At 34.9% G+C, this 18,196-nt stretch carries 12 protein-coding genes and 1 CRISPR repeat array; of the genes, 2 read left to right on the top strand and 10 right to left on the bottom strand.

Annotation, left to right across the window (positions count from 1 at the left end):
• Window position 1: 1 nt before the first annotated feature.
• The 4 genes from cas8c to BMW29_RS01640 all read right to left on the bottom strand — a co-directional run bounded on the left by cas8c (window position 2) and on the right by BMW29_RS01640 (window position 6,175).
• Window positions 2–1,897: a type I-C CRISPR-associated protein Cas8c/Csd1 gene (gene cas8c / locus BMW29_RS01655; RefSeq protein ID WP_092649602.1), complete on the bottom strand. Its 1,896-nt coding sequence runs from the start codon at window positions 1,895–1,897 to the stop codon at window positions 2–4.
• Entirely contained in the window at window positions 1,894–2,628 is a 735-nt protein-coding gene (gene cas5c, locus BMW29_RS01650) for a type I-C CRISPR-associated protein Cas5c (RefSeq protein WP_092649600.1), read from the bottom strand. The genes cas8c and cas5c overlap by 4 nt, the downstream gene beginning before the upstream one ends.
• Window positions 2,629–2,643: 15 nt before the next feature.
• Window positions 2,644–5,058, bottom strand: coding sequence for a CRISPR-associated helicase/endonuclease Cas3 (locus BMW29_RS01645; RefSeq protein ID WP_092649598.1), 2,415 nt, complete (start codon window positions 5,056–5,058; stop codon window positions 2,644–2,646).
• A 242-nt stretch (window positions 5,059–5,300) separates the two neighbouring features.
• A CRISPR array of direct repeats spans window positions 5,301–5,808; the repeat unit is 33 nt; unit sequence ATTTCAATCCACTAGCTCTAAATAGAGCTAGAC.
• Window positions 5,809–5,974: 166 nt separating this feature from the next.
• Window positions 5,975–6,175: a hypothetical protein gene (locus tag BMW29_RS01640; RefSeq protein ID WP_092649596.1), complete on the bottom strand. Its 201-nt coding sequence runs from the start codon at window positions 6,173–6,175 to the stop codon at window positions 5,975–5,977.
• Window positions 6,176–6,829: 654 nt separating this feature from the next.
• On the opposite strand from BMW29_RS01640, the gene BMW29_RS01635 reads away from it, so the two are divergent.
• The gene (locus BMW29_RS01635; RefSeq protein WP_092649594.1) at window positions 6,830–8,509 is read left to right on the top strand and encodes a MucBP domain-containing protein; all 1,680 of its coding nucleotides are present in this window, start codon (window positions 6,830–6,832) and stop codon (window positions 8,507–8,509) included.
• A 69-nt stretch (window positions 8,510–8,578) separates the two neighbouring features.
• On the opposite strand, the gene BMW29_RS01630 is transcribed toward BMW29_RS01635, so the two are convergent.
• From BMW29_RS01630 to BMW29_RS01610, 5 genes are all read right to left on the bottom strand, one after another.
• Window positions 8,579–9,010 (bottom strand): hypothetical protein, encoded by a 432-nt coding sequence (locus BMW29_RS01630; RefSeq protein WP_092649592.1) that lies wholly within the window; start codon window positions 9,008–9,010, stop codon window positions 8,579–8,581.
• Window positions 9,011–9,222: 212 nt separating this feature from the next.
• Entirely contained in the window at window positions 9,223–10,350 is a 1,128-nt protein-coding gene (locus BMW29_RS01625; protein WP_092649590.1) for a glycerate kinase family protein, read from the bottom strand.
• Window positions 10,347–12,026, bottom strand: coding sequence for a sugar phosphorylase (locus BMW29_RS01620; protein ID WP_092649588.1), 1,680 nt, complete (start codon window positions 12,024–12,026; stop codon window positions 10,347–10,349). The genes BMW29_RS01625 and BMW29_RS01620 overlap by 4 nt, the downstream gene beginning before the upstream one ends.
• Window positions 12,027–14,624, bottom strand: a complete 2,598-nt coding sequence (locus BMW29_RS01615) for a glycoside hydrolase family 38 N-terminal domain-containing protein (protein WP_092649586.1) — start codon at window positions 14,622–14,624, stop codon at window positions 12,027–12,029. It abuts the gene before it with no gap.
• Between the two features lie 124 nt (window positions 14,625–14,748).
• On the bottom strand, window positions 14,749–16,734 hold the full coding sequence (locus BMW29_RS01610) for a fructose-specific PTS transporter subunit EIIC (RefSeq protein ID WP_092649584.1): 1,986 nt from the start codon (window positions 16,732–16,734) through the stop codon (window positions 14,749–14,751).
• A 136-nt stretch (window positions 16,735–16,870) separates the two neighbouring features.
• Between BMW29_RS01610 and BMW29_RS01605 the strand changes: the two genes are divergently transcribed.
• Window positions 16,871–17,623 carry a MurR/RpiR family transcriptional regulator gene (locus BMW29_RS01605; RefSeq protein ID WP_092649582.1) on the top strand — a complete coding sequence of 251 codons (753 nt, stop codon included), beginning with the start codon at window positions 16,871–16,873 and terminating at the stop codon, window positions 17,621–17,623.
• Window positions 17,624–17,705: 82 nt separating this feature from the next.
• Here BMW29_RS01605 and BMW29_RS14060 read toward each other — a convergent pair whose 3' ends face one another.
• The gene (locus tag BMW29_RS14060) at window positions 17,706–18,164 is read right to left on the bottom strand and encodes a hypothetical protein (protein ID WP_218139624.1); all 459 of its coding nucleotides are present in this window, start codon (window positions 18,162–18,164) and stop codon (window positions 17,706–17,708) included.
• Between the last annotated feature and the right edge of the window lie 32 nt (window positions 18,165–18,196).

Genomic DNA, 18,196 nt, shown 5'->3' with positions numbered 1-18,196 from the left:
TTTAGTCCTCCGTTTTCTCTTCTGGTTTTTTGTTTAATTCTGCTCTTTGGCTATAATAGCCTAATAAATATTTGCCATTTAAAGCTTTATCTGAGTAATCTTCAATCTTAAAAGACGCACCAATTTCGTCCAGTAGCATTTGATAAAAGCCACCCTTATTTCTTAATCTTGCTTGATAAGGAATCAAATTAGCTTGAATGATTTTCCATGTTGTCACAGGATGTGAACTAAATGCATTCATATAACGAATGGCATTTGTGCTTCTTTTAATTCCTGCCTTATACAATGCTCTTTCTTCCAAAACATCCGCTACCGCCAACATTCTTCCAAATAAATAATTTCGGTCTGTTTCATTTTTATCTAATGCCACATTTTTTTCCTCCTCTTTAAAGTTAAAATGCTTTTTCATGACTGCACAGGCAATACTTAACGTTTTTTGCCATTCCCAATTCTCCATGCTAACAGGGTTTGAAGCTCTTTGAAGTAAACTCCTCACAATATTTACTGGAATATTTTTCCCATCAACTACACATGGAAATAATTCATTGATGGTATTTTTCACTAAAGTGTCATTGGCTCTTGCTCCATAGGCTGATTCAGCAATATCTCTTAAGGAAGGTGCACCCCAAAAAGTATAGCGCTCTTTATTTTTCATGCCGTAAGTATGTCGCCAAAAACAAGTCTGATGCCATGCTTCGATTCGCCTAAAATATTGTTCTTTTTCAATTGAGCGATGATATAAAATCCCCATTCTACCAGGTGTTGCTGCGTCTAGAATCATGATGTGAACAGGTGCATGGTAAGCAAGGTTCACACTATAACCCTTAAGCGCTTTTTTTAATAGTTCTGAAAATTGTTGATGGGTTGTATCATTTGTGACTAAGCTCTCAGCTCCTTCATCCTCAGCATAAAATCCAGCAAACAAATCATAACTAGACGCTTGTGGACTAGGAACTTCAGCTTTTCCCCAAGTTAAAAACACTCGTCCATCGATGATATAGCCTTGTTTAGCAATTAACCATTTTAATGCATTATGTCCTTTTTGTGAGGCTTCATAACTAATTGAAGCTACTTGATTTTTATCAGAAAAGCGCCCTCTATACGTAAAATTTACTGTATCATTTCCAGAAATAATTTTTGCCATATCTCCACCATAACGAACTTTAGAAGGATGATTTTCCGTTAGAGGAAGAATTCTTCCAGTGACATAATCTAGTCCTGCTTTTGGTAATTCATCGCTATAATAATTCACAAATGAATCAATAATTTCTATATCTCCCCATAGTGGACGATTAGATTTTCCAGGTTCATGAATGGAAAAACGGATAAACGCTGTTGTTTGATCGCCACTTAAAACGTTGAATAATGGTGGCTTTTCTCCAAATTCTGATTCCAACTCTTTAGACCACTTTGGTATGAGTTGATGATCTTTTTCAAACATGATTCTTTCTTGAACTAAATCTTCAATCAGATTGCCTTTTTTTAGATAAATCAAAATGCTTTGAACTGATGGATGAGCAAAATCAGATTGACACCATTTTTCTAATTGCGCTATATATTGTTGATAAGAATTGGCTTGTTTATAGACACCACCATATGCTTCATAATCACCTGCAACATATTGCAAACCATCATGTAAGCCGTGTGGTGCTGGCTTACTGGTTCTTCCAGCTGAAGAAATTGTTACTGGAATAACAGTCGGCGCTTCCTCTTTTGGAATCACCTTAGCCGAATAAAAATCTCCCTTTGTTGTAATCGTTACTTCAATTTGAGCATTTTGGTAAGCATGAGAGACTGGTAATAAAACGATTTCTTTACCATAGTTTGTCCGTTGTATTTTGCCTGCTTGCTCCGCATTTTCCTCATAAGTTTCATACAGATCATTCAACCAACTCATGATTTGTCCTCCTTTTCTAAGGTTTCAAATAAACGCTCTGCCGTTTCAAGCTCTGACAGTTCAAAGGTTTTCGCCTGCATCGTCCGCAATGAACGGACAAGGGTACAGTCTTCTGGACGCTTGAATTCGATAACTCCATTTTTCATAATTGGCTGCCATAAACGAGCCACTAGCTCATCTTTTCCGGTTTCATCGGGATAAGATAAACCGTGCAACATTGTACCAAAATGTAATTCGCCCTCATAATCATCATAGTGACCTTTTTTTTCGCCAAAAACGACAGATTCTACGTAACCTTGACATTCTCTTGTTCCTAAGAAAATATCTCTTCTGCCACCCGCTTTGATTGATCGTTTTAATATTTGATAATGCTTATCTTCATTCCAATCCCCTTTTAAATCTGGACGATTCGGATTAAATTCAAAGTGAACCTTTACTTCGTAGCACGGTCTCTTCAAATAAGTATAGTAGGCTAAATCGCTGGCACTGCTGTCATTATATTTCATTGGTCGAATACCCTTTGATTCCATTTGAATTGGATTCATTACACGAACTTCATCTATATAATAGACAATTGAAGGTTTCCAATAAATTGACTCTGTAATTCCCTTCAAAGCTTGATAAGTTGGCACCTGATACGTCATTTTTTCACCACCCATTTTAGTCAATGGGTCAGTAAACAAAGCATACTCACCATAAACTTTAAACGAAAGCTGATTTTTCCATTTCACAAATAATTCCTCCTTTTATATAATTAATGTCGTACTTTCAGCCAATACAGATAAGTCGACACCAAACTCGTTTGAATAAGCACTCTCTTCTAATGCGTAAATATCGCCATTCAATAAAGGATAAATCGCACCGTTTTTTTGAAGTTCATCCAATTCATAACGGAATAAATTCACTGTGTATTGTTGTGATTTCTTCAAGTTTGGCGCATATTCTTCTGGTCTCAACTCACCATTTAAATCTGCAATTAACTCTTTTCCTTCTTTATATGGAACTAAAACCGTTCTTGTTGGACTATCAATGACTTTAAAATACTTTCCAATCGTTTTCGGACTGCTTTTAAATGCTAACGTTGGCACAAAACCATATGAGCGTTTAAAATGCAACACAGCATTTTCATTATTACCAAGTAAATCAAAAAGAATCAGACTATTTCCCTTTACTGGATAACCTAAAGTATGCTCAAACTGCTTATAATAACGCTGAAAATAATTTTTTTGAGTAGCATAAGATAGCAAATCTGCTGAATTTTCTCCTCTTTCTCTGTATTCACGAAGCAATTGCATCGTAATTTCTTTCCCTTGTGCAATTTCTGGCAGTTTATCCAATTTTTCCAGCTCCTCTGAAAGATTGACTAAATAAACTGATTGCTTTTTTTCTTCTCCATTGCGGTTGCAACGACCTGCAGCTTGAGCAATAGAATCCAGCCCTGCAACTGCACGAATAACAGACTGAAAACTAATATCAACCCCTGCTTCAATTAACTGGGTCGTAATGCATAAAATCCGTTCTTTATTCTCAAGTTTTTCTTTAATTTCATCCAGCAACTTTTTGCGATGAGCTGCACACATTGACGTACTCAAATGATATAGCTTTACATCTGTTACACATTTTTCTTTTATATACTGATAAAGCCGTCGAACAGCTGATTTTGTATTTAATATAACCAGTAGACTATCTTTTTCTTCTAAAATATCTTGGCTAAAGTCCGCTAACGCTTCGACTGACCATGACTCTAGCTTCGTTTTATCAATCACATCTACACGTTTAAAATGGCGCTCTACCTCAGATAAATTAGCAATCATTTCACCATCTTCATCCTTCTTCAACTCCTTCCTCACATATTCCAAAGACGGTTGTGTAGCTGTACATAAAACACTAGTGGTATCCCCATATTCTTTCAGGAAGTTAAGGGTTTCATTGAATAAGTATGTACAATTCGTTGGTACACCTTGAGTTTCATCAAAAATAATGACCGCATTTGTTAAATTGTGAAAACGACGTGGATTACGGGTTCCTTTACTATAAATCGTATTCAAAAACTGAACCATCGTTGTAAAAATAATTGGTGCCTCCCAATTATCTTTCAGCAAGGCTTGTTTTCGTTCTGCTTCTTCCTGTTCTGCTGTATGCTCAAATATTTCTGTTTCTTTAAATACATTAGAATGATGCTCCAAAATGTTCACTTCATCTTGTAAAATTTCTCGAACTATTGTCGCATTCTGTTCGATGATTGTAGTGAATGGCACTACATAAATTATTCGTTCCTTGCTATGCTTAATGGCATGATTTAGGCCAAAGCGCAGAGAGGCGAGTGTTTTACCTCCGCCAGTTGGAATTGATAATGTATAAATACCTGTGTCTCTTTCTGAAAATTTTTTACACTGTTCAGACATTTGACCTCGGAGCTGATTGATTGGCGTATCTGCTGTAAATAAAGAAACTTTTTCTTCCAGGCGTTGATTATAAGCCTTGAGCAATTCTTTATTGATAACAAGCTCATGTTCTCGTTTTTCTTCAAATAGCATGGTATTTGTTCGATCAGCATCTAAAAGACTGCTATATACAAATTTTAGAATAAAAAATGTCGTATTTGATGTTATCGTAATTTTTCCATCTGTTTGATAAAGTCTTTTCAATTCTTCTTTAGCTTGATTAATCTTCAGTTTGAATTCTGATTCCGGTAAAACTTCCTCAAAAAAACGATTTTTAATTATGTCATACTCTTCCACTTCTTTTTCTTGTACCCGGTCTAAATAATCTGATTTGGCTTCACCTTCTGGTACGAAGAAATCTTGCAATCCACGGCTACTATGATGAGAAATAATTGCATTGCCGACTAGTTCCGCAAGAATTAAGGAAAATGGATCATGACTATCTTTATGACAAATATCAAAGAGCAATTTGCCACCTGCCGTTGAATGATCTACACTTCCTCTAACCACACTAGTTGGAGCAGCAACAGCTTGTTTTAAATAGATTTGAAATGCATCTGAGTATTTCCCTAAGTCATGTAATAAACCTGCTAAATAACATGTTTTCTCTAAGCCAATTTTTCTACCCCAGTTTCCGCTTAAGATAGCGCTTTCTTTTAAATGGTCTTTTAAGAGTTGCTTCTTCCCATCTTCTTTTCTGATATGAGCTATAAACATAGAATACCTCTATTCTTCTTTTTTACTTTAATTTTCATTTATTATAGATTTAAGACAAGATTTAGTTACTCACTTATTTTCATATAAGTAAAAATTTTCCCATACTGCTTTTAATATATCACATAATTTGTGAAAAAATATATTTTGTATAATATATTCACATAAAAAAAGAGTACTCAATATTGAGCACTCTAAACAGAGCTAGACGCACAGGAAATAGCACTGGTGCTCACTTACATCTAATTTCAATCCACTAGCTCTAAATAGAGCTAGACCGATACGGGACCAAGAGGAGCAGCTGGTGCAAATGATTTCAATCCACTAGCTCTAAATAGAGCTAGACAATAATCCAACCGCCAAAAATACTTATAATATGTATTTCAATCCACTAGCTCTAAATAGAGCTAGACGTATCAAAGAAACCTGTTAAGGCTTAATTATGAGCATTTCAATCCACTAGCTCTAAATAGAGCTAGACAGGGAGATACAAAAGAATGGCGGTCTTAAAATGAGCATTTCAATCCACTAGCTCTAAATAGAGCTAGACGCTATTTGCATCAAGAAGTAAACGTGATAAAGAGCTATTTCAATCCACTAGCTCTAAATAGAGCTAGACGTTGAATTATGATGAAACTCCAAAACTTATCACTATTTCAATCCACTAGCTCTAAATAGAGCTAGACTTTGTTCAAACAACTCACTAAATTCTGGTAAGCTATTTCAATCCACTAGCTCTAAATAGAGCTAGACTGTGAAATCAGTCAAAATATACGAACATACTTTCACTATTTCACCTAAAAACTAACAAAAAAATTAAATTTTAATGAGAAAACCCTCGTTTTCAAAGAATTTTTCTCGAAATTTTGGTGCGAATCCCCTAGTAATTTCATGTACACTTAAGGTTCGCACTCAATTTTCATCCTAAAAAATCAATACATACTCTACATAAAAACTTATTATCCGCAGCAACAAGTTCAAAGCACTGTGATGTGCTAGAATCATTATATTCTTTTAATTTATTATACCATGGGCTAGTGCTATAATCATGAAAAAGATAAGTTCCAGTAGATGCATCAAATTGTTTTGATTTTCCCAACTCATTAAGAGCATTTTCCAATTCTGAGCCCATCCTATAGGTGCAATATCCCTATAATATATCATATTGCTTGTTTAAGAATTCATTATGTGTAATATATTCACATAATAAAAAAAGAAGTACTCAATATAAGAGTACTCCCAAGCTATAAGTGTCTGGTATAAAACCTGCTGAAGCATCTGAGTCACTTACTAATTAAATTTTTTCAGTCATCAAAATCCCTTCTCATATTCTTTTGATAAGCCTATCATAAAAAGAGAATAAATTAGATGCATTTATTTCTCTTTCCTAATGCTAGGAAAGGGACACTCATTCGTTAAAAGCTGAAAATCCTCCATTTTTCCTCCTTTTACTTTTATTATTAAAACATTCTAAAAAAGGATAAAAAAAACAGTTACAACCCATTATTATTTTCAGATAAAACTAAAAACCTATTTTTTATTTTTTTCTCCATTTTGTCGCATTGACAGCTACCAAGAAACCGATATAATGGATATGCAAGTAACATCTGTTACTTGCACCCACCATTTTCTATTCTTTAAATATGTATATCCGTTCTTCAAAATGTTGCAAAAGCAATGTTTTGAAGTTTTTTGTTATCCTCTATCAAAAAATGAAAAAAACAGATGTTTTTTTCACAAAAAATTTAATAAAAATAGAAAAGAGTGATGCAACATGCGGAAAATAAACCCCTATAAATGGCTGATAATTATTAGCTGTCTTTTATTATTTCTTATTTCTACACAAAGAAGTAATGCAACAGTAATCGCAGAAAATATTGAGTCAAAAGCTGCGGATCCTGTAAAAACAATCGATTTTAATCTAAAACGAGAAGGAAATAAATTTTCGCTGGAAAATTTAAAAATCGAAAACACATTTACCGAATTTAAATCGGTTACAATTTCTATCCCAAAAGGTGTGCAATTGTCAATGGCCGTTCCTACAGGTTGGACAACTTCTAGTGATTTAACTGATACATTGATTAGTTACCAGCTAAAAAAAAATAACAAACCTGCTGATATTCAAAAAGTTTTAGAAAAACTGAGCTTGGTTATAACAAATGAAAAAGAAGCAACAGGTAATGTGTCTATTTCAGTTGACCCAGATGACATTTCTGCTTGGATAGATCCTAACGATCCCTATCGTAAAAAGCACTACTACAAATTTGTGCCAATTCCTCTTTCTTGGTTGGACTCATATAATGCAGCAAAAACAGAGCGGTATAAAGGATTACAAGGCTATCTGGCAACCATTACTAGTGAAGAGGAACATGATTATATTTTTGATACCATTGCTTCCGCACCTGGTATGCTAGGAGGCACTAGAATGTCTCATAAGAATGGGCTAAAAATTAATGATGAAGCTGTTTTGTCTAATCAGCTGTCCAACTTTGATACGACAACAGATAGTTGGTATTGGGCTAGTGGACCTGAAGCTGGAAAAATCTTTTTTACTGGAAAACACTATGCCACTGGTTCAAGACCACTGACTGTTTACAGTGGCTGGGCAAAAAATGAACCTAACAACTTTGGTGAGGCTTCAGAATATGTTGTGCAATTTGCTAAAAATGGGCAAAAATGGTGGAATGATGTCGATAATGATAGAATAGATACGATTTTTAACCAAGGCTATTATGTTGAATTTAGTCAGTATGGCAAGCAAGAAGAAAAAGAAGGAGAAAATGAACACATTGTTGCATTACCACAACGTGTTAGTGTCGCATATATTGATCAAGAAACAAATTTACCTTTACTGTCTAAAAAAGAGTCCATTAGTGATACTTTTTCACTAGGTAGTCCCTTTAATACAAGTGCTTTCAGAGAAGATATTGAAGGCTATCTCAGAATTGACCCAACAGAAACTGGCTCCTATACAGGCACGCCACAAACAATCACTTATTACTATACTAAGCACCAGCTTTCTTTTCATATTCAACAAGTTATTCTAAACTCAAACGAGCATTTAACCATTCCTAGTAAGGGTTATGCAGAAATCAGAAATGTTGATGCCATTGAACCGAAAGATGTCTCCTCCATCTTTGAAAAAGCAAAGGTTTATGGACGCTCTCTTACTGAGGATGGCAACAACTATCTAACCTCAACATTAACCAGAAATCTTGCTGGAAAATATTATCAAATCGAAGGAATGATTCCTAGCTATTATCACTCTCTAGGCTACGTTATCACTGACCAAGACATCCCTCATAATCAAGAGAAAAGAATGGAAGGTTTTCCAACGATTGATAGCAATCTTAAAAGAGAATATTGGATTACATTTTACCTAGAACCAATCACTGATTCACCTAAACCTTATTCTCAAAATTACCAAGAACAAAATTTAGGTGAGGTACAGTAAAAAAGGAACGAATGAAAAAAATTCATTCGTTCCTTTTATTTCATTCTCATAAACGATGAACGCTTTCCACTAACGCATTGGAAATTCCTTGATGATAAAATAATACCCATTTGCCTGTTTCTCTATCATAATACTCAGCCCATAAAGATTTTTAGCCAAGAAATCATTGGCTACTTCGGAGTAAACACCCACTCTGCCCTCATTCTTCAGCTCTCCACTAATTTCAGCTTTAGTTGACTTCATACTATAGCCATAACCTTTACCATTCTTTAATGCATAAAAATAATCCACAATTTCAGCTTCACTGATGTCATAAGCTGAAAAATATCTTTCATAAACAATATCTTCCTCATTCTTTTCAACCTTTGTAAGTCTAAAATCAATTTTCACTAATGCGACATACCCAAATTCTTGTGTCTTAACATGTGTGGCTTTAAAAAAATAAAAACCAATCATACAAAAAATCCCAACAGCCACAATCCATTTCCAGTGTTTCTTCATCTATTCACCTATTTCCTTTTAACACTCATATATGTAATACACACTCCATGATTATTATATCCTATTTTATTTATATGAAGATGGACTTTTTTCCTAAGTTAATCTTAAGGTTTCATACCAATCAAATAGGCAAAATAAAAAAAGTATGATTTATTAAATTCAACTAAAAAGAATTTAACAAACCATACACAATACCATAATCCATTCTATTATTAAGAATTGTACTGAAACAATTTAAAGGTTTCTCTCGCAGTGATTTCTAAATTGTCTTCAGCTACTTCTTTCTCTAATGCTTTTTCTATAGGAGTTGGGCCTTGCTGGATTGAAAATGCACCTAATAAGTTATCATCCAATGCTCCTAATTGTTGATCACGGCTACCTGTTAAGGCAATGACAGGAACATCATATTTTCCAGCAAGTTGACAGATTTTCATTGGTAATTTTCCTTGAACTGACTGTGCATCTAAACGACCTTCTCCTGTATAAATTAAATCAGCATCTTGGATTTCATGCTCTAGGTCAATCATTTTAGCAATCATATCAAACCCTGACTGGATACGTCCCCCAAGAATCAGTAAGCTTCCAGCAATGCCACCAGCTGCTCCCGAGCCCTCAAATGCATTCAAATTGATTTTCACTTTATCCTGAACTTGTTTCATGAATTTTTCTGCTTGCTTATCTAAAAACTGTACCTGCTCTGGTGTGGCACCTTTTTGTGGTGCAAAAACCTGGGCAAATCCTTTCATACCAGAAAATGGATTTGTTACATCGCTTCCAATAAGAATCTCTATCTCTGAAAATTCTTCTTGCATTTTTGTTAAATCAAAATGCAATTGATTTTCATACAACAAGTTTCCAGCTTCATAGTCTGAGGCATTTGCTGACCAAGCTCCAAGCATCCCTAAGCCACCATCAGAAGTTGCAGTCCCTCCTAAAAAGACAATCACACGCTGACAACCACGATTCTTAGCATCTAAAATCATTTCCCCTAAACCGTAGCTACTTCCTAATTTTGTTGAGTGTTCACTAGGGTTAATTGCCTCAATTCCAACAACCATCGCACTTTCGATGATCGCTGTTTTTTTGCCTTCCCAGTTCGTTATCAAGTAACTGGTTGTTATTTTCTCATGTAAAGTGTTAAAGACACAAAGTTTTATTTCTTCTAAATGGGTCATCCTTTTTTTAATAACTTGTAAGCTTCCTTCTCCACCATCAGCGACTTCGTGAACAGAAACTAATAAATTTGGATTTACTTGTAATAGCCCTTTTTTTATCGCTAATCCTGCTTCTGAGCTAGTTAAGCTTCCTTTAAATGAATCAACAGCTACCACGACTTTCATTGATTTTCAACCTCAATCCATGCGATGCCATATGGTTCCAACTGTAGTTCTCCGTGAAGATTTTGTTGTAAAATCATTTCTTTTCCAACGATATTTTGTAATACAACTGGTTCAGGACTGACGTTAGTGATTGAGATAATGGCAGATGAGCTGTCTTTCTTTTGTCGTCTTAATGCAAAGACGTTGTGCCCATAATCTAAGACCTCTTGATTCGCATAGGGACTAAAGTGTTCACTTTTTTGACGAAGATGGATTAAATGAAGAATGCCATCAAAAATTTCCTGGCGGTAATGATCCTCTTTTAACGCCATAAGTAACTTGTCTGCATCTAATTTTTCCCGGTTAATGCGACGATTAATCCCAGACTTCTCAAAACCTGCCAAATCATTTTTTGATCCGAAAAGTGAATGATAATAAATTGCAGGAACCCCTACCATAGACAGCAAAATATGATGTGCAGCCAGCATTTTTTTGATAGCTGTTTGATCATCTTCTCCCGGATTTCGTAAAGCTTCTGCGTAATTTATATTTAATTCATAAACGGTTTGTGAGCCATCAGGGTTAGATTTATAGGAAATTTTCCCACCATTTTTTTGAACCTTTTCAACTAAATGATTTCTTTCTTCTTCTGTTAAAATCCCTTCAGTTGGGCGCATGCCTATGCCATCATGAGAAGCAAGAAAATTAAAATAGGTGGCCGTTTCTGAAACGCAATGAATGTCTTTTGCCCATTTTGTCAATGTTTGGCTATCATTTTTAGTGAAGGCATTTAAGACAAGTGGCGGTAATGGAAATTGATAAACCATATTGGCTTCATCATCCTTATTGCCAAAATAACTAATATTTTCTTTATGAGGAACATTGGTTTCTGTGATAATTTGCGTATAGGGTGAAAAATAATCTAATAGTATGCGCCATAATTTAATGATCTCATGGGTCTGTTTTAAATGCATCGAGGTTGTTCCAGATTCTTTCCATAAAAAACCAATTGCATCTAAACGAATGGATGAAGCGCCTGCTTGTGCATAGGTTAACAGTACATCTGTCAAACGCGCAAGCATTTTACCATCCTGAACATTCATATCTACTTGATCTTCGCTAAAGGTTGTCCATGCAGACAGACTTCCATCAGCTGTTGGATAATGATGAAATAATGGAGATGTTCTAGGACGGACAACTTTTGTTGCATCAAATGCTTCATCTTGTTGAATAAAGGCCTGTTCAAATCCTGCTTCACGGGATAAGAATTTTTGAAACCATTCACTTGATTTTGACATATGATTGGCTACAAAATCGAACATTAAGCGATAATCTTCTTCTAAAAGTGCAATATCTTGCCATGTTCCTAAAGTTGGATCTATTTCATAGTAATCTACTACCGAAAAGCCATCATCTGATGTATAAGGAAACATCGGTAATAAATGGACATCTGTAATCAAATTTTTAGCTACTTGATTTAATGTATTTCTTAAAGTTTGTAAGGGAACTTCTCCAGCTTTTTGAATACTATCTCCATAAGCAATCAGATACACATTTTTTTGATTAATTGCTGCCTTCTCTGGAAATTTTGCTTTAGCAAATTTTTCGAGGGTTGGGCTTAACTCATGCATCATTTCGTCGGCTTTATGACCATATATTTTGACTAACTGCTCTAAAACTTGTTCTTCAATTTTCATTTACTCACCTGCTTTATCCATAATAATTGTCACGAAATCTTTACCTGGTAGTTCTTTAATCGTTCCTAATTCTTTTTCATCTAGGGTACCTGTTTGACTTAAATGTGCTGGTATCTCAACTGGCGCTATTTGAGGATTAAACACTCTTAAAATGATTTTGTCACTTTTTTCTGCTTTTTTCATCCCACTGACAAATAGATTTTCTGGCAAGCTAGGGCCAATTTTTTCTGTTGGTAAATTGCTTAAACCTGCTGGTTGCGGCAATTCAAAACGATCAAGTCTTTCTTCAAAACTATTCAATGTTTGTAATTGGTAGCTTAATTGCTGCGTTGCAAATTTTTCTGCAGCTGCATAGAGTTTTTGAGGATGTAGTTCTTCATTCACCCAGCGATAAGCTAGATCAAAGGTTAACGTACCATGCATTTGAGCATCTGGTGTTGCTACGACTTTATTATTAATGCCGGAAGCTCTTCCTGGTCGCCAAGCCAAATCATCTTTTCCAAGTAAGCCTACACCTCTGAATAAGGTCAGATACAACGCATCATCCGTAGCTTCGTATTCTTTTAATCCTTTTGTAAAAAGCGCTACATTGCCTTCTTTTTCATTGATTGTGACAAATCTTTCTAAAGGAAAAATAGCTTGCGGTGCTTCTGCAAAGCCTTCCTCTCGCCAATTTGCTAAATAAGGATTATGATTTTTCCTTTCCAGCAATGAGTAACCTTGGTCACCATAGCTTAAGCCTTCCGTATTTTCACCAAGAAAGCGCAAACGAACACGGTGGTCATTGGTACGATTTTCCATTTGATGCTGTAGATAGATCATATCAGAGCCCTTAACTAATCGAATCGTCGTTTGGATTGTCATTTCTTCTGTTAATTGATTCCAGTTAGCTAATTCTTTAGCAACAGCTACGGTTGTTTCAAGAATCATTTCACTTTCTTGAGAAGATGTTTTGATATCAATGAGCTTAAACTTTGTTGAATAATTTGCTAAACCATTCTCAACAGGGGAAAAATCATAGGAATCTCCAGCATCCGCCATATTTTCAAAATCAAATAATTGTTTTTTTACAGCCCCATCATATCTTCTTACTTCTAGCATACCGTCTACAACTTCTAACTCATAAAATTCATTCTTAATTTTGGTATTTTCAACAGAAGCTAGTCTTTCATTTAAACTATTTTGAATCAACAATTTTCGATAACCAAAGCCTTCAAAGGGTACTTCTGCTGCAATTTCGGTTCGATAATACCCTGGTAATTCTACTTGGACTTCACCTTCAGCAGTTACTTTTACCTGTGTTCCTCCTGAGATATATTCTTGGTTACGAATCACTTGAGGTAAAGCTTTCCCTAAAAGATCAGTTAATTGAATGGAGGATTCTTTGGTAAAAATAATAAAAGAAAGTTGTTTGTTCACTTTTTTAGGAAGCAAATTGAATGCAACAACTCCTTCTTCCTCTGCTAATATGCCTCGACTAATTTGTTTCTTCAAAATATTCAGATAGCCATCTACAATCCGCTCTATTTTATACAAGCGATTCATAATTTCACGATTTGTTTCATCAGAATTACAGCCACCAATCGAATCATGAGCGTGAACGTCAAATAATAATTTTAGGCAACTATTCATCCAATTTTGAGGATAATTTCCGCCTAATTCTTGGCTTAAAACGCCTAATGGTTCTAATTGTTGATAGATTTTTTCTTCTATCTGCGCATTTTTTTGCTTAATATCCATTCTCTGTGAACGAATTGTATTGTGAATTCTTGATTTTTGGCAAGCAATCAGCTCTCCATTAATCTTGGTTTCATGAGGAGTCATCCATGCTTTTTCCATATAACTTTCATAGTCAGATAAAATAAATTCATATGGCCAATCACGCTGATTTAATTCTTCGATAACCTTTGGGAAATTTTTTCGTACAAAAACTTGGTCCCCGCCAGCAGGTAAAAGCAGTGGTGCATCTTTGGGATTCATTTTTTCCAATGCTTCTAAAATCGGTAATAGAGTCTGTGTAACATACTGTTCATCACTAGCTAAAAATTTCCCTGGTCCATAGCCAAAATAAATATTATTCGTTGGAATGGCTTCTCCATTTGGTGCTATCCATTGAAAGTTTAAATCTTTGTTTACTTGTTCATGATAAAGTCCTCTTTGTAGGATGCTGTGAGTGATGCCAAAACGCTTAAATATGCTTGGTAAGTAAGCATTTTGTCCAAAAATATCTGGTAAATAGCCAATATCCATTGAGTGTCCAAAGGCTTCTGCACCTTGCTTACCTATCAATAAATTACGAATAATTGACTCTGTTTGTAAGAGTAATGTATCTCCTTGTGTATACCATGGTCCAATGTGTAAACGACCATTCTTAATCAATTTTTTAAGTCGTTCAACATCTTCCGGAGCATGCTTTAGGTAATCTTCGATGACGGATAGCTGTCCATCAAATGTATACGTTGGAAAATTTGGTGTTTGTTCTAAAAAGGTTAATAATTCTGCCATATTTTCACTTAATATTGTGTTTGAATCTTCTATTGAGAAGTACCACTCTCGGTCCCAATGACTATGCGGGACAACAAAAACTTGCTTTTTCATGATTTGATCACCTATTCTAAAAATTTCCTCTTATGAGAATTGACGCTAAGCGCCTGTTTCATTATTGATTGACTTTAGAGGCTAAGATAAACCTATTAAATAAGTTCAATCTCAGCCTCTACGATTACATGTCTATTTTTTCACCATTTGCTTCTTTACGTTTAATAATCATGTAGCGAACTAATATATTACCAAAAGCGATTACAAGTACACCTGCAACCAAACCAATCAAATAGGCTGGTAAGTTCGTTACTAAAGGCCAACCCCAAATAGCTGGTAATGGTAACCACTGAACGGCACCTAAAGCAACCGCTGTGCAACTACCGACAATGGCACCAATAATATTAATTGGAATTGTAATCAATGGGTTTCTTAACATAAATGGAATTGCACCTTCTGAAATCGCTAAGAATCCTAATAAGAATGATGTGCCACCTGCTACTCTTAAGTCCTGCGGATAAACACGTCTTCCTACAACATAACGGTCAATCATAGTTGACAATCCTAAGCCAAGTGGTGGAATAACAATTGCCAGTACACGTGGTGTTAAAGGAAAAATACCATCAGTCGACAAACCAATTGCAATCGCTCCTGCTGCCTTATTGACTGGACCACCTAAATCAAAAGCTGTTGCAGAAGCAATAATTGCTGATAGACCTAATTGCCCTGAACCACTCATACTTTCAATGCCTTTTGCAATCAATTGATTTAAGCCACCAAAAACTGGGTCAACTACATATAAATTCAAAATGAAAATAAATAATACAGATAAACCTGGTATGAGAAACATTGGTTTCATTGCACTAAAATTTTTACTTAAACGAATTTTTTCATTCAAGAAACGAGAGCTATAACCAGCAGCTAAACCAAGAACTAAAGCACCTAGGAAGCCACTAGGAATACCACCTTCAATTCCCCAAAAAGTATAGTGTAAACCACCTGCAAAAATCCCACCTGCAAAACCTGCAATCAATCCTGTACGATCAGCGATTGAATAGGCTGCAAACATTGCAAAAACTGGATAAATAAATTTAAATAGCATATTACCAAAAGCATCTAAGAAATGTAAGAATCCAGTTATTCCACCTGCATCATTATAGGCAGCATCACCGATTGTAACAGGATCCATTCCTAATGCTAAAATCCAAATCAACTTAGCTATCCCTAACATCAAACCAGCAGCAACAAGTAAAGGAATCATATAAGAGATACCTGTCATAACAGCTGCCATTAACTCGTCTTTTAAGCCTTTTTTCTTACCAGATTGTTCAACCTGATTTTCTCCCTGGCCTTCTTTTACAATTCCCTGTGGTGCTTCAAGAACTGCTTGAATGATTTTCTCACTATTTTTCAATGGTTCAGCAACTTTTGTTTCAACAAATGCTTTCCCAGCAAATCGTTCTTTTTCTTTTACCTTTGTATCTACTGCAAAAATAACGCCATCTGCTTTGGCAATCATTTCTGGGGTAATCCTATCTTCTATCCCATTGGCACCTTGCTTTTCAACGTGAACTTTAATCCCCATTTCAGCACCTTTTTGCTCTAAAGCCTCAGCTGCCATATAGGTATGAGCAATACCAGTTGCACATGCAGTTACTGCCAATACGAATTTATCAGAATCAATGTTTTGAACGGCTGTCCCCTCTTTTTCTTGGGAAAGGAGCTCATATAATGCTTGTGAAGTTTGTGCATTTTTTAAAGCAGAAACAAAATCTTGATTCATTAAGCGACTACTTAATTCAGCTAATAATTGCAAATGGGTTGTACCAGCTTCATCGTCTGGTATGGCTAAAAGAAAAATCAGTTCAACTTTGTTACTAGCATCTATTGATGGCCATTCATTCTCAGCTAAAGGTGACTCTAAAGTCATGACTGCAAAACCAGCTTTTTTAACAGCTTTACTTTTACCATGTGGAATCGCTAAGCCATTTTCCATACCGGTCTCTGAATGCTTTTCTCTTTTTTGAACATCCTCTATAAATTCTTCAATATCGGTAATGTAACCACTTTCATACAATTGTTTAGCAAGCTCTGTTAAAATTTCGTTTCTAGAAGTCAACGTTCTATTTATTTGAATCAGCGTTGGCTTTGTCATTGAAGCTATGTTCATCAGATATCTTCCCCTTTTCAATTTAATAAAGTAACTATAGCAATAAAATGTAATCCTTTTCATTCAATTTCTGGATAATTATCCAACAATAAGATATAATAGATGCCAGAATGAATAGTAGAAAGGAAGAAATTAAATGGGTGTTTTAATCGATTTTTATGGAAATAAGCTAGATGATTTAAGTGATTCTGAAAAAAATGTTTTTTTCGAATTGGACAATCATCCAGAATTAATCAATCAAATGAACCTCACAGACTTGGCTCACCATTTAGCTTCATCTAATTCAACCATTATTAGATTAGCACAGCGCCTTGGATTTCAAGGCTTTTCTCAATTCAAATATGAATTATCTCGCTTATTAAGTCAAACAATTTATATTGAGGAAAAAGATTTAGTCACACAATATCGTCATTTTTTTGAGCAATCACTTCATTCTTTAACACTTGAGTCTCTAGAATACTTTGCCAAAAGAATGAAGCAAGCTGAAAACCTCTTTATTGTTGGGGTGGGGCTAACTAAACCAATTGCAGAATATATGTGTAAGCGTCTCTATCAGCTAAATTGTCCATCTATGTATATTTACGAATCTCATATGTTAGATTTACTACCACAATTTTGTAAGCAAAATGATTTGGTCATTTTTATTAGTATGAGTGGTGAAACAGGTAGCCTGCTAACCTCTGCAAAAAAAGTAAAGCAAAAAAATATTGCGATTTTGTCGATTACAAATTCGCAATACAATTCACTGAATAGTCTTTCTCTAAAAAGTATTAGTGCAGGGATTCCAACAAATACTTTTCATAATTATGATATTACTTCTAGGTCTTTCTTAATGATTCATATTGATTTAATATTAGAACTCTTTTTAAAGAAATATACTGTCGAGTAAGTAGCACTCTTAATAGTGGTACTGTTTAAAAAATTATTTTTTCTATCTACTGAGTATCATCAAATAGAAGTTATTTCAGCACTTATAATAAAGATTTCAAACAGTCTTGATAGATACCTAACTGCTCTTCTGAATGAAAAAAATGCGTACCATTCTCTACAATTTGTAATTGCGCATCAAAAGTTTTCACAAAATGATTAATAGTATCTAATTCACATAAATCATCATCAGATCCATATAAAATATTAGTCTGATTCTCCCAATGACAAATAGGATTGGCTTTCACATCACAATAGTAATCCCAATATAACTTTTCTCCAATCGGCGTTGCAATCTCTTTTTCTTGCTGCAACATCGCTGGTGTAATATTAAACCATAACATCATATTTTCGAGTAATCGGAGCATATTCACTACAGGAGATAAAAAGAATACTTGCTCAAACGCTTCATTTTGATAAGCCCTTAAACTAAAATAAGCGCCAATACTACATGCGAAAAGCTGGCGCTTTTCCCATCTCTTCTTGCTTTCATTTATGATCATTTTCAAATCAGCCAAATAAGGGGTAACATTAT

Origin of the sequence: Isobaculum melis, from assembly GCF_900111355.1 — a bacterium.
GTDB classification, from domain to species: Bacteria; Bacillota; Bacilli; order Lactobacillales; family Carnobacteriaceae; genus Isobaculum; species Isobaculum melis.
Note: the sequence above shows the minus strand (reverse complement) of the source record. Positions and strands in the feature narration are given on the sequence as shown.